Genomic DNA, 13,281 nt, shown 5'->3' with positions numbered 1-13,281 from the left:
GAATATACCATGTACTCGCCTATTAATGCAAGCCTTTTTTTAAAATTCTTTTTAAAAGTTTTAAAACTAGCTTATTTGCTCTGCAGCTCACGCCATACTTTCTTATTGCTATATTGCCTTTCTGAGCTAATATCTCTACCAAACCACTCCGGTGCAACAAAGGCATTTGCAGCTTCTTCCGAATCAAATTCCACCTCTAGTACAGTAAGCTTGATCTGATCATAGCTATCAATTTCGACTACTCTTCCATCCCATTCAGCCGTAATACGGTTTTTGGTTAATGGAACTAAGTGAAATGCTTGTACGATCTGTTCATAGATACCTTTCGAGATGGAATATTCGATTTCTTCACGTGAAAGTCCATTGCCTAGCTTAAATGTGTGAGTGTACGACACCTTGTCTGTAGCTAGATCAACGATTCTCCGTACGCGAATTTCTTGATTTTCATCAATGGCCAAATAGGTCTGTTCTATTCTCTGCTCCGATTGCACCTGAATCGTTCCTTCTTCAATTAACACGCTTGGAATTCCAGGTAGCAGAAATTTACGTTCAATCTCCAATGCCATTTCATATCTCTCCTCTTCGTCTTTCTTTATTCTTCATCTAAAAAWAGCTCGTGAAGCATTTTTTCTCTATTATTAATGAACTGCTTCATCAGCATAAAATGATCTGTTTCTTCCAGTGTTGTTCTTTCGATGCCTTCCGAGGTCAAATTATATATGATCGCATCCGGATACGCCATCAATATCGGTGAATGCGTCGCAATAATAAACTGGGAATTATCCCCTACTAGCTGATTAATTCGCGAGAGCATCGCCATTTGCCGGAAAGGGGAAAGAGCCGCCTCCGGCTCATCCATAATATACAGTCCATTTCCACTAAAACGATGAAGGAAAGTCGCAAAAAAAGATTCACCATGCGATTGCTGATGCAATGACTTGCCGCCGTATGAATCAATAATTGGAGGACCCATTCCACCCTGACGATCCATCTCATCTATATTGGTAGCTAAATTATAATAGCTCTCCGCTCTAAAAAAGAATCCATCTCGAGGTTTTCTCGCTCCCCGTGCCAGCCTTAAATACTGATACAGGTCCGAATGCGTCGATTCCGTAGAAAAATTGAAGTTGATTGTACCGCCTTCAGCATTAAAACCTAAACCAACCGCTATGGCCTCCATAAGGGTAGATTTCCCCATCCCATTCTCTCCAACGATATAGGTCACCTTAGGATGGAAATCAAGCTGATCCAGGTCCCGAATAGCATTCAGATTAAAAGGATATTGGTTAAAGGATGGAACGGTATCCCTAAGCAGACTGGCACTTCTTAAATACAATCCCCATTCGCCTTTTGTCATCCCGTTTCACTCCTGCCTTCCTATTATCTTCCGGTTCCCTGAAACGACTTCACTATTCGGCACCTGTCTCAATTCAAGCCTTTTCCAACCCTATTGCTTCCCGCAGCATTTCTTAAACTTTGACCCGCTTCCACAAGGACAAGGATCATTCCGACCAATTTTCTGCTTCGTAGTAATCGAGATTACGTCAGCTTCTTTTGCTGGCTCTGCCGCAGCCAGTACATTTACAGTCGCATTTTTTCTGATAGCTGATAGCTCCTCGGAAGAATATCCCTTAAGCGCCCATTGCTTCGTACCATTTATTAGAGGCACAAGCAAATCAGCGATCGCTGACATCATATCGAGGTCAGGTGCTTCGAACGATTCTTGAATAAGCTGCACAGTCTCGATTAGACTACCACCGTTTCTCACAACATCCACACATTCGTCTATCAAAAACTCCACATCATCACGATCTGCCTCGTACTGAGTAAGAATATAGCGAACAAGCTCTAGATAGTGCTTATTCCGATCGATGAATTCCGGCGCTGCCGCTTTCAACAATTGTTGTTTCGTGAACGGATAAAAATCTATAGTCGGCCTAATTGCTTGCTCTTTACGAACCCACTCCGCATTATCTACAAATAAATACGTAAAGCTGCTCACTTCATCCGATTTAAATCTGATTTCATCGTAATAGGACGATGCATCAATTAACACTTCCATAAAACCATCGTCAGTTTGATTTTTATCACAATAGGAAAGTGCAAGCTCCTGCAACTGAACACTAGTCAATGTTCCATAATAAAAAACTAGTCCTTTAGAAAGCTGAATCCAGTCTGTATTCCGATAAATAACGTCCTGCTGTGGCAGCTTATTTGATGATTTGAACCATTCTACCAACTCAAGAGGCATGATTAGCATYCTTTGACCATCTATCGTCGCGGGAAATAATAAGCCGCGATCTCTAAAATAGTCATATTGCTGTATTTCCATCATTGGATTTGTTAGTCTACCTTCACCTTGTAACACCTTTTGAATAACCTTCAGCCTGTCACGATCCCATAGATGAAATATTTGTCCAACGTGCTCTGGAATCAAGTGCTGCAGCTTATCAACAAGACCTTGTTTATTAAGGCTGCTCATATTGCTTATTTTTAAGTTGACCCGTATATTCGTTAGTTCTTGCTTCGATAATGCGCCGAGTGCATCCGCATAAGATAGCGGATACGACTGCGTTGGCCATAGCTTGTCCATTACATTTTTTTGCTTGGTAGTCATAATAATCTCCTAATTTTTAAATTTCACTTATGCTAAGTTAATCTATATTATAGCATTTCAACAATGYTGCAACTTCAAACTATCAAAAAAAGTGATTTTTTATCGAATCAAAATATTCCAATTCCCTTACAGCTTGTCTCATTAAGCCTATTAAAATACAACCAACTACTCAAAATAAGAATAGCCCCGAGGTCTATTTAAGACCAACAGGACTATTATATCACGTACTATTTTATGCATTTTTAACACTCAATAGAGAGTTCAACTGCTCCAGCAAATTGCCGCCGCCTGTAAGCGAGATCGTGCCAATCTTCTCGCAAATCTTCTCCAAAAACTCCAGCTCCTTAAGACGATAAAGCGTCACGTTCTCGTCCATTAGCTTGGCCGTGTTAAGCAAACTGCGTGTTGAAGCGGTCTCCTCACGACGAGTGATGATATTGGCCTGCGCCTTCTTCTCAGCAAACAGAACGGTGTTAAGTATATCTTTAATTTCACCCGGCAAAATAATATCCTTCAATCCCGCCGCCACAAACTGTACGCCATAGTGCTCGCTCTGCTCGTTCAAGCGCGAGAGCACGAATGTCGCAATTTCCTGCTTCATACGGAGCAGATCATCCAGCTTTAACGTACCGACATACTCACGTAGGATGAGCTGAAGCAAAATATACACCTGATCCTCGAACGACTTGATCTGAAATGCTTGGAGTGGACTAACGACTTTATATTGGCATACAAAGTTAAGCCGCAGTGTTACCTTGTCCTCRGTCATAATTTCTTGTCCGGTCATATCAAGCTGCTGCTGACGCAAATCGATCGTTTTCACCTGCACCGTCGTAGGACCTTTCCAGTAAAAATATTTCCCAGGCTTCAACTCACCCTGCATGACGTTATTGTAAAATAGAACAGCTGACTCATGGCTAGCTACTTCCACCGTTTGGAAATATCCTTGCAGCTTCGGCAATATAGCCCGATCCACATCAGCTGTAATTTCTGGATTCCTTATATCAACACGGATAAACGTATGCTTTTTCATCACATTCCAGAAAGCATAAAGTCCAGCAGTGAGAAGTGACGCAAATTTTCCATCCTCAAAATGCAGCACGTATTCATAGTCTTGCACATCTGCGACAGTGAGCTCTTCCAGTAGTGCTGCATCCCGCAAATATAGGTTTAGCTCTTTGTTCGGAACGTTTAAACGATTCATTACGTTTTGCAAGAGAACCGTATGATCTGAAAAGGTAGAATAGCGATATGTACCAGGTTGAAGATGCTTGACGTAGCTTCCCTTTTTAAATAAAAGCCCGCGCTCATCGTTTTTTACAATTATTTTTTTAAACATGCTTCATGCACCTCTTTGTGGTTTTTGTGTCATTTACATCAGGAATTCTCCTGCAGCTGAGACGGAATCAGGCTTAAGAATAGAAATGAAATTTGCATCTAGGCATAACGGTCAATAAACGATCACGAACGTAATTTCCATTCATAGCGCTTGATCTTCCGCACAGCCGATAATGGCAAATCATTTCTTTTCGGTATCCACCGATTGCATAGACTTGGATGCAGCGATCACACCTGGGTTCAGGTGTCATCCGAGAATTCCTGAGAAAGGCCGTAACCATATCATTTTGAAAATCTCTAGAAAAGCATACACTACCAGTTATCTCATCACTTATAGCGAAGAGTCGGGAATCGAACCCATTCTTTTGGAGAATTCATATTGATAGGGTCATACAGTATACAAACACATAGTATGTGTGAGCACTGCGGGATTATAGGAAATCCCAGCCAAGGTATGCCATTCATCCATGAATCCATCTATTATTGATGTTATCTTTAATAGCAATATTGGAATAACTTAAAGCCCTTTAATGGCGGCCATCGGCTTGCATTTGGCAACTACATCCGCTAAAGATGCGCCAACGATGCTGTCGATGATTTGATCAACATCCTTATAAGCTTGTGGGCATTCATCAAGGATAGTCTGCAAGGAACGGTGATTAACGAGTATTTCGTCCTCCGTGCCGACCTTCATCGACTGCTCGAACTCATTAACTGTAACAAGCTCCTTAGTCGCCCTGCGGGATCTTGCCCGGCCGGCGCCATGACAGATCGAATAGAAGTTTTTTAATCCTTCATCCTTCCCTATCATGATATACGAGGATGTCCCCATCGACCCTGGTATCAAAGCGGGATGCCCCGTCTCCTTATATACAGGTGTATTTAAGAAGTGCTTGGGCGGCAGAGCCCGAGTCGCACCTTTACGGTGCACAAGCATCGGCTGATTGCGATGGAATTCCTTGAGTGCGTAGTTATGCATCAAGTCGTACAGAACAGGCATTTCTAATCCCGCTCCGAATACCTCCTGAAAGGCTTCTCTCACACCGAAAGCAATCATATGCCTGTTACTGACCGCAAAGTTAAGCGCCGAATACATAAGGTTCAAGTAGGTTTGACCCTCGTGACTAGTGATCGGAGCATAGATAAGACTCGGATCAGGATTGCTCACACCCCACTGGTTCATCGCTTGCTTTATCACTTTATTGTGCTCTTGGCCAACCATACCTCCCCAAGCCCGTGAGCCGGAATGGATCATGACGACCACTTGCCCGTCGAACAAGCCCCATTTTTCCGCCAAGTCCTCGTACTCCTTATTGATCTCCAAATATTGAATTTCAATAAAGTGGTTGCCGCTCCCAAGCGAGCCTAGCTGTCCATGAGCATACTTGCCGATTTTCGGAGGAAGATCGTTCAAATATTTGTGATCATAAGCAAAATTGGCCTGCTCTACATGAGTCACCCATTGCTGATCAGGAATATACTTCTCCGGCAATCCATTCAATCCGTGCTGCACAACGCTCATCACATCGATATCACTGTAATTCGTATTCGTACGCTCATTAGTAGGTACATATTTTTCGATAGCTGCAATTAAAGCTCTGCGAACCGCTTTGTCTTGAATATCCCGTTTATGCAGTGATGTCGTATGGACGCGCATACCACAGCCTATGTCTGAGCCTACGATAGATGGAGACACGCAGCCATCCTTCATATTCCAAACTGCTGTTGTGCCGATACATGTTCCAACTCCGATGTGTGCATCAGGTGTGTAGCTCATATATTGATTCCGAGGAATTTGTAGGTTATTATTCGCCATTTCATATACTCTAGGTTCGAACGACTGGAATACCTCCTCATTTGCAAACAAATGAAGACTGCCATGTTCAAGCATCATTTCATAATGATTATTGCCATGTCGTTTATGTTCCATTTCCATTGTTCCTCCACCTCATACTTCCTTCTTGTTCATTCCGGTAATGTTTGTTGCTGTCTTACGAGTTCTATCATCGCTTATTTCAAGGTACTCGAACATGGCATAAGTATTACGACAGGAGGAAATATTTCCTTTTTGTTCAAATCAGTCACCTGCTACAATGTATATAAGGAACGACTCCAGAACGGGGGAACAGCATGGCCAAGGAAAGCTTTGATAAAGAAATTCAATTTTTGCGTATGCTTGTCTTAACGAGCGGTGCTTACAATCGCCAACAGTTTGCAGACAGATTAGGCATCTCTATACATACACTCGATAAAACAATTAAACGGTTAAAAGCAATCGTTAATTCCGTATATCAGCAGCTGCCAGAGGAGCAAGGAAGAGATTTCGCCGAAACGATTCGGTACAGCTATATTGATTCTGCTGACCCTATGCTGCTCTTTCTATTTCGCGCCAAATCACTTAAGGAATCGGAGAGTCAGCGAATATCAATGCTGCTCTCTGCCCTTCACAAACAATCACTAACAGCCATGGAGCTGCTAGATGTTTGCTGCAATAGCTCTACTGGCACTTTCCCGCTTCCAGACGAGAAGACAGTGCGATCGGATCTCAAATATTTGGAGCAGGTTGGTGTTATTAGAAAAGAAGCAGGAGCGCGCCCCTTCAGATATCGTATGGTTAATGATCTAGTCACCGAATTATCACACGATGAATTACTAAGCTTATACGATTTTATTGACATTATGGCCAATACACAGGTGCCCTCGGTACAAGGTTATCTGCTCCGTGACAGCTTAAAAAAGCATAATATTCGAAATCAAATCGCTGATCACGATAAAATAGAGCCTTTTCTCTATAAGTATCACTTCTACTCTCGCATATTGGATGAAGCTCATCTTTTCACATTGTTAAGCGCTATTCAGCAGCAGCGTATAGTAAGCTTTCTCTATTTCTCACCGAAGAAGGAAACTAGCTATGCTTCCAAAAATACAAACCCGTTGTTTGAGCGCGAGACAGTGGGTAAGCAGGAGCAGATACTTCCGCTCAAGGTTGTCTACGATCATCAATATGGCAGATGGTATTTGCTAGGTCATCATTTAAGGCAAGGCATTAAGAAATACCGTATAGAGGGAATAACCCAAATCATTGAAAATGACGTTACCTCAGCTGAGCTCTTTGAGGAGAAAAGAATCGAGCTTGAACTTCGCCTTAAATACAGCTGGTTAATTGATACGGGGAGAAAGGTTACGGTTCGTGTACGGTTCTTCCATCCTGGACATGGCATTGTAAACTTCGTGAAGGAGCGTGTGGAACTACAAGGTCAATGGGGTGAAATTATTGAAGAGGATGAACAGTCCTTTATCTATGAGATTGCTGTTAACGGAACTATTGAAATCAAGCCATGGATTCGCAGCTTTGGCTCAAGCTGCGAGGTGCTCGAACCCGCTCAACTGCGGAGTGAAATGATTGCGGAGTGGAAGGAGATCAAGGCGTACTATGAATCCATTTGAGAAAATATTTAACTATCAGATTCTATCGCGGTTAGAGGATTCGGGTACGATCATGATTACTGCGAGTGGGCGAAGCTGGCTAAAGACGATGCTTCAGCATCCTGCTGCCATAGAAGCTTTCTCTGATGAGACGTGGAACAAGCTTTCTCACATTTTAGAGCAGGATCAGACTGTTTCGATAAACGAGCATCTGCTGCAGAAGGCTCCCAGTAAAGAAACCCATGTCTACCACCCCTTCATTAAACACTTGAGACAAGCTATTATGAACAAAAGCCTGGTTCACTTAAGCTATGAAACGAAGGACGGCAGCGTCTATAACGAGCAGCAAGGCTTGCCATATAAGATGGAATATTCGATGGTGAAGAGAGAATGGTACCTGCTCTGGTACCGCCCTTCTAGTCGGATGATGATGAGCACTAAGCTGCAAAAGCTTGTAGAGGTGCGTGAGCAACCCTGCACTTCAGAAGCATATGAACAAATGATAGCTAGGGCTACTGCCCTCTTGGAAAAACGAAAGGCCAGTGTGAATATTCGAGTTGTTAAAGAATATAATCAAGAGTTGTCTCGTATTTTGTATGCATTCTCTTGCTTCGAGAAGGAGGTATGTTATCTAGCAGACAAGAACGAATATACAATCCGACTTAGCTTTGCTAACAATGAAACCGAGTATGTCCTTTCCAAGACCCGCTTCCTCGGAAAACGAGTTCACATTACAGACAATGAGCAGATGCAGCGGCGTATGCTGGAATCCGCAACTAAGGCTCTTGGACGTTATGGGTTTTAATTTTTGATCGTATTTTGTCGGAAAATTTAATTATAATGATTCTAAAAAGATATTGATTTTAATTGTCAGACACTTTAAAATGATAGTTGAAGATTATTTACAAATTATCAAATGAGGTGATCTATTATGAGTACAGAGAAGAACAACCTAACTACCAGTTGGGGCGCTCCCGTTGGGGACAACCAGAACTCGATGACTGCCGGCTCACGTGGTCCTACATTAATCCAAGATGTACATCTGCTAGAAAAGCTAGCGCATTTCAACAGAGAACGGGTACCAGAGCGTGTTGTTCATGCAAAGGGTGCCGGAGCACACGGTTACTTTCAAGTCACTCATGATGTAACCCCTTATACAAAAGCAAGCTTTTTATCAGAGGTGGGCAAGCGTACGCCTATGTTCGTCCGTTTCTCAACCGTTGCTGGCGAGCTTGGCTCGGCCGATACGGTTCGTGACCCGCGCGGCTTCGCTACTAAGTTCTATACCGAAGAAGGAAACTACGACTTGGTCGGCAATAATACACCTGTCTTCTTTATACGTGATGCAATCAAATTCCCGGACTTTATTCATACACAGAAACGTCATCCACAAACACATTTGAAAAACCCGAATGCGGTGTGGGATTTCTGGTCATTGTCTCCTGAGTCCCTCCATCAAGTAACGATTCTAATGTCTGATCGCGGTCTTCCTGCAACTCTCAGACATATGCATGGTTTCGGAAGCCATACCTTCAAATGGGTAAATGCTGAAGGCCAAGCAGTATGGGTGAAATACCATTTCAAAACAGAGCAAGGCGTGAAAAACCTTGATCCAGCTGTTGCAGCTCAAATCGCCGGTGATAATCCGGATTACCATACAGAGGATCTATTCCGTGCCATTGAGAGTGGCAACTTCCCAGCATGGAAGCTTTACGTTCAAATCATGCCGATTGAAGATGCGAATACATATCGCTTCGATCCATTTGACGTGACGAAGGTATGGTCTCAGAAAGATTATCCACTAATTGAGGTTGGCCGCATGGTACTAGATCGCAACCCTGAAAATTATTTTGCAGAGGTTGAGCAAGCCACATTCTCACCTGGTTCATTTGTTCCTGGTATAGAAGCTTCTCCGGATAAAATGCTGCAGGGCCGTTTGTTCGCTTACGCAGATGCTCATCGCTACCGTGTTGGCGCCAATCACAACTCACTGCCGATCAACCGCCCAACTGCTGAGGTGAAAAATAATCAGCGTGATGGACAAATGCGTTCAGACGGTAATGGCGGGGCTTCCATTTACTACGAGCCTAACAGCTACGGCGGACCAACCGAATCAGCTGAACATAAGCCTGTTCCATTCGAGGTAACAGGTTCTGCCGATAGTGTTGGGTATGACAGTAACGATCATTATACACAAGCTGGTGATCTGTATCGCCTGCTTAGCGAAGAAGAACGCACCCGTCTGGTCGATACGATCGTTGGCGCTATGAAGCCTGTTGATCGGGACGATATTAAACTTCGTCAAATCGGACATTTCTACAAAGCTGATCCTGAGTACGGACAGCGTGTTGCTGAGGGTCTTGGTTTATCCATATCCCAGCAGGCCTAATATAATAATTATCGCAAGGTGAAACGGCTGTCGCCGTCCTTATGGCGAATTGATATACTTTCCTATATTTCAAAAAAAGGTGGCTGTCGAGTTGTTATCGACAGCCACCTTTTTCGTTATTTCCCCTTTGAAGCAAGAGTCTCACTCTTCTTAAAATACATAGGTCCAGAAACGTTCCGTTCCGAAGCGCTCTTGAATTTCTCTATCCTCAAGCGTTTTGCTGCCGAGCAGCTCAGCCGCTTGAAATTGGGAACGATGAGCTTGTATAGAAGCCATTTTTTTGTCCAAAAATGGCTTAACATCATTTTTGACATCAGACTTCCCGATCGCTTGTTCATGATTTTTCGAAAAAGCGACACAGTGGACAACAGGCCTCTGGTTGCTAGGCAATCTGCCAATGGAGCGAATGACTGCCGCCCCGCATGCATCATGATCAGGATGAACGCTGTATCCCGGATAAAAGGTAATGACCAGTGATGGAGTCAGCTCTTTAATGAGTGCATCTATTTGTTCGTCCAACTTTTCGTGGGGCTCAAATTCGATCATTTTATCATGAAAGCCTAGCATCCTTAAGTCCTGAATACCAATAACCCGGCAGGACTCCTCGAGTTCAAGCTTCCGTATAGCCGAAAGCGTAACCCGATTGGCAAATGGCGGAACTCCCATATTTCTGCCCATTTCCCCTAGAGTCAAGCAAGCATAAGTAACATGAGCTCCATCCTGTATATACTTCGCCAAAGATCCTGCTATTCCGAAAGCTTCGTCATCTGGATGCGGCAGTATAACTAAAATATTTTGTTTCATAGCTTCCCTCATCTCCTCTCTCATTAGAAGGGCTCCCTGCTTAATTGCAAGGCTACGACGAGCTTGCCTTTACTATCATGCCCCGCTAAAATAAGCCTCTCCGACTCTGTCTCTTCCCAATGCGTAAGTCCTTCGGTATATACCCAGCCCTTTATCATTTTCAAGCCGATCCGATAATAAGGTGCACTACCAGCTAGCAATCCATGGGAGTAGCTTACCTTTGCATTGCTAATAAAGTTAGCGGCTGGATGCTTTGAGCTATCGAAATGAGCGGCGTAGGCTCCCGTGGTCATTTCAAGGTGAATATACAGCTCTTGATCCTTCAATCTATCAATCAGCTGCTGCACCTTCACTTCATTGATAAGCTCCATTTGTACTCCTCCATCTGCTTCTTAAGCTTTATATTAGTTCGTAACTATATATTCATTATATCACATATGGTTCGTGCATTACTCGACAACCAGAATTCTAGGCAATGTCCGTTCTATAACCCGTGATGATATCCATGAGCCAAGGCAAGCCGATATCACACTTACGAATGCAATCGCTGTTATACCTCCCCAATTCAAAGCTAGAGGCATTTTAATAATGCCATAATCAGCTATTAGATCTTTCAGAATAGCAGGCAATAAATAGACACCAACAAAAATGCCTATTAAAGCACCTATTGCAGAAAGAGCAGCTATCCCAACCGTAACAGATAGTCTAATTTTAAAAGAAGTCATCCCAATTGACTTATAAATCCCGTAGGTTTTACTCTCTTTTTTAATATTAATCCGACAAGTGCTATATATAATAATGAATGTAACGAACATGAACAATAGTCCCATTATAAGCATTGGCCACATTAAAATAGCAACAACATCTTTAAAAACAGAATCGATTAGCGTTTGCTGCGTTAAAGCCTTAATTGATTCCTTATATTTGATATTCAGCTCCTTAATATACTCATCTGATAAAGAGCTGTCATTCAGGTTGATAAAAATGTTCGTCACATCATCATAGACCGTATTTGGTATCTTAACCACTTCTGCTGTAATTCTTGCATTGTAGGACATATTTGATATGGATTGATAAATACCGGAGATGGTCAGATTATGCTTCTTACCTTGAATATATACCTCGACTACATCGCCTATTTCCTTATTTAAATACTTCGCTACGTTAACGCCCAGAGATATCTCATTCTTATTCTGAGGATCACGTCCTCTTGCTGTAGTGAAACCAAGATCAGTATATTTTCCATCGATGACAGTCATCTGAATACTTAGAGGCTCTGTATTTTCTTTTTTAGAGTCTGCTGTCTTTACAGAAGGGAATACGCTGTTTGCATACCCAGCCCATCCRATGTTTTTCACTCTTGGATCGGATAATACATCCTTCTCAAAATCAGCACGAGAAAGTGCGGACTTATTAAAAATATTGACTGCAATATTGGAGTCATCATATCCCCACAACTGTGAATTTTGATTAATCGAAAGAATACTATTTATTAGGACAAACCCTATAACGAGTACAGCTGACGTTACGACTGCTAGCATCAGCATGAGGGAAGAACCCTTTATACTTTTCAAAATAGCTCTTAGACCAATTATCCATATGACTGGGAAACGCTGAAATCCCATTCTATTTGTACCAGTTTTGCCTAATCTTCTGGTCAGTTTACTATTATCCGCTTCTGACATTCCATATCTGATGGCTTGCACCGGCTGTATCGATCTGGTTTTATTCGCATAGAACCATACGCATAACAGAATGATTATAAGTAAAGACGCGCCGATGATAATGCCCATATTGCTCTCTCGTATAGGAAGCATCGAATCTCCCGTTTTCAAAAAAGAAAGTGAGCTTTCTATAATAACTCGTGATACGAAGCTGCTGGCAATCAATCCGGGGATAATACCTATAACAGCAAGAATCCCATATTGAATAACATAGGTACCTATTGTTTGCCGTGAAGACAAACCTAAAGATTTTAAAACACCGATCGTTTTATAATTGGACAAAATAGCATCTGAGATAGTAAATCCAATGGTAAATACCGCAATAAACATCATTACGACACCAAGAAAACTCATCACGAACCCAATGATCATATTAAGAATAAGATAAAAGGAAGATATGGAAGCAAAATCGGTTTTAGCTTCCATAAAAGGAACACCAAAATACTCCTCAAAACGATTCCAATAACCGCTTTCCTTGCTATAATCATCAAATCGCAGGCCCATCATATACTTTTCTTTTCCTTGCATGGATTCTAGCTGCTTCTCATAATCTTGACCATTCATCCAAACACGAGCAGATATTGTGAATGGTCCACCATAAGGAATATCAACTACAATGCCTGATACCTTCAACTCGAAATCGTTGATCCCCGTTCTGAATCCAACACGATCCCCGATAGCAATTCCATAGGTTTTTGCCATGGAAGTGGGTATCCATATAAAACCCGGTTCCGGCTTCAAGCTTGCTTCCCCTTGTGCAAAGATCGGCTTATCTACTTTAGCAGGCAGCCCAGGTGTATTCATCATATATAAACCTAAATTAGGTATTTCTTTACCGTTATGGATTGCTCCTGATAAGTCTCTAAATGGTATGAGTTCGGATGCAGTGACGCCTTCTTGTTGTTTCCACCACTTGTTTACCAAAAACGGATCGTGGATTTCACCGCCTAATTCCAACATTTCATGAGCGCCCTGCATATCAT

11 protein-coding genes are annotated in these 13,281 nt (G+C 42.4%); 3 read left to right on the top strand and 8 right to left on the bottom strand.

Annotation, left to right across the window (positions count from 1 at the left end; all coding sequences use genetic code 11):
• Positions 1-71: 71 nt before the first annotated feature.
• The 5 genes from AC1DWN_RS16545 to AC1DWN_RS16525 form a co-directional block, all read right to left on the bottom strand.
• A complete protein-coding gene (locus AC1DWN_RS16545) occupies positions 72-566 on the bottom strand; it encodes a CYTH domain-containing protein (protein ID WP_477560001.1) in 495 nt (164 codons plus the stop codon).
• Positions 567-592: 26 nt separating this feature from the next.
• Complete coding sequence (locus AC1DWN_RS16540; protein ID WP_477560000.1) at positions 593-1,357, bottom strand: AAA family ATPase; 765 nt, start codon at positions 1,355-1,357, stop codon at positions 593-595.
• 90 nt (positions 1,358-1,447) lie between these two features.
• Positions 1,448-2,617 (bottom strand): YecA family protein, encoded by a 1,170-nt coding sequence (locus AC1DWN_RS16535; protein ID WP_477559999.1) that lies wholly within the window; start codon positions 2,615-2,617, stop codon positions 1,448-1,450.
• Between the two features lie 232 nt (positions 2,618-2,849).
• Positions 2,850-3,956: a slipin family protein gene (locus tag AC1DWN_RS16530; RefSeq protein WP_477559998.1), complete on the bottom strand. Its 1,107-nt coding sequence runs from the start codon at positions 3,954-3,956 to the stop codon at positions 2,850-2,852.
• A gap of 516 nt (positions 3,957-4,472) precedes the next feature.
• Positions 4,473-5,891 (bottom strand): RtcB family protein, encoded by a 1,419-nt coding sequence (locus tag AC1DWN_RS16525; protein WP_477559997.1) that lies wholly within the window; start codon positions 5,889-5,891, stop codon positions 4,473-4,475.
• 194 nt (positions 5,892-6,085) lie between these two features.
• Here AC1DWN_RS16525 and AC1DWN_RS16520 point away from each other — a divergent pair, with 194 nt between their 5' ends.
• From AC1DWN_RS16520 to katA, 3 genes are all read left to right on the top strand, one after another.
• Positions 6,086-7,402 carry a helix-turn-helix transcriptional regulator gene (locus tag AC1DWN_RS16520; RefSeq protein WP_477559996.1) on the top strand — a complete coding sequence of 439 codons (1,317 nt, stop codon included), beginning with the start codon at positions 6,086-6,088 and terminating at the stop codon, positions 7,400-7,402.
• The gene (locus tag AC1DWN_RS16515) at positions 7,389-8,186 is read left to right on the top strand and encodes a WYL domain-containing protein (RefSeq protein WP_477559995.1); all 798 of its coding nucleotides are present in this window, start codon (positions 7,389-7,391) and stop codon (positions 8,184-8,186) included. Before AC1DWN_RS16520 ends, AC1DWN_RS16515 begins: the two co-directional genes overlap by 14 nt.
• A 126-nt stretch (positions 8,187-8,312) precedes the next feature.
• Positions 8,313-9,770, top strand: a complete 1,458-nt coding sequence (gene katA, locus AC1DWN_RS16510; protein WP_477559994.1) for a catalase KatA — start codon at positions 8,313-8,315, stop codon at positions 9,768-9,770.
• Positions 9,771-9,920: 150 nt separating this feature from the next.
• Here katA and bshB2 read toward each other — a convergent pair whose 3' ends face one another.
• From bshB2 to AC1DWN_RS16495, 3 genes are all read right to left on the bottom strand, one after another.
• On the bottom strand, positions 9,921-10,574 hold the full coding sequence (gene bshB2, locus AC1DWN_RS16505; protein ID WP_477560002.1) for a bacillithiol biosynthesis deacetylase BshB2: 654 nt from the start codon (positions 10,572-10,574) through the stop codon (positions 9,921-9,923).
• A gap of 23 nt (positions 10,575-10,597) precedes the next feature.
• Positions 10,598-10,945, bottom strand: coding sequence for a YojF family protein (locus tag AC1DWN_RS16500; RefSeq protein WP_477559993.1), 348 nt, complete (start codon positions 10,943-10,945; stop codon positions 10,598-10,600).
• Positions 10,946-11,023: 78 nt separating this feature from the next.
• A partial coding sequence (locus tag AC1DWN_RS16495; RefSeq protein WP_477559992.1) for an ABC transporter permease occupies positions 11,024-13,281 on the bottom strand: 2,258 nt, incomplete at its 5' end.

It is taken from the genome of Paenibacillus sp. P4_A7 (assembly GCF_056402455.1).
The sequence above is the reverse complement of the archived record's forward strand: the minus strand, read 5'-3'. Positions and strand labels throughout refer to the sequence as shown.

Excerpts from the sequence above, each read along its gene's own strand:
- AC1DWN_RS16500 (WP_477559993.1), bottom strand. The coding sequence starts at position 10,945 with ATGGAGCTTATCAATGAAGTGAAGGTGCAGCAGCTGATTGATAGATTG.
- AC1DWN_RS16545 (WP_477560001.1), bottom strand. The coding sequence starts at position 566 with ATGGCATTGGAGATTGAACGTAAATTTCTGCTACCTGGAATTCCAAGC.
- bshB2 (WP_477560002.1), bottom strand. The coding sequence starts at position 10,574 with ATGAAACAAAATATTTTAGTTATACTGCCGCATCCAGATGACGAAGCT.
- AC1DWN_RS16520 (WP_477559996.1), top strand. The coding sequence starts at position 6,086 with ATGGCCAAGGAAAGCTTTGATAAAGAAATTCAATTTTTGCGTATGCTT.
- katA (WP_477559994.1), top strand. The coding sequence starts at position 8,313 with ATGAGTACAGAGAAGAACAACCTAACTACCAGTTGGGGCGCTCCCGTT.
- AC1DWN_RS16515 (WP_477559995.1), top strand. The coding sequence starts at position 7,389 with ATGAATCCATTTGAGAAAATATTTAACTATCAGATTCTATCGCGGTTA.
- AC1DWN_RS16525 (WP_477559997.1), bottom strand. The coding sequence starts at position 5,891 with ATGGAAATGGAACATAAACGACATGGCAATAATCATTATGAAATGATG.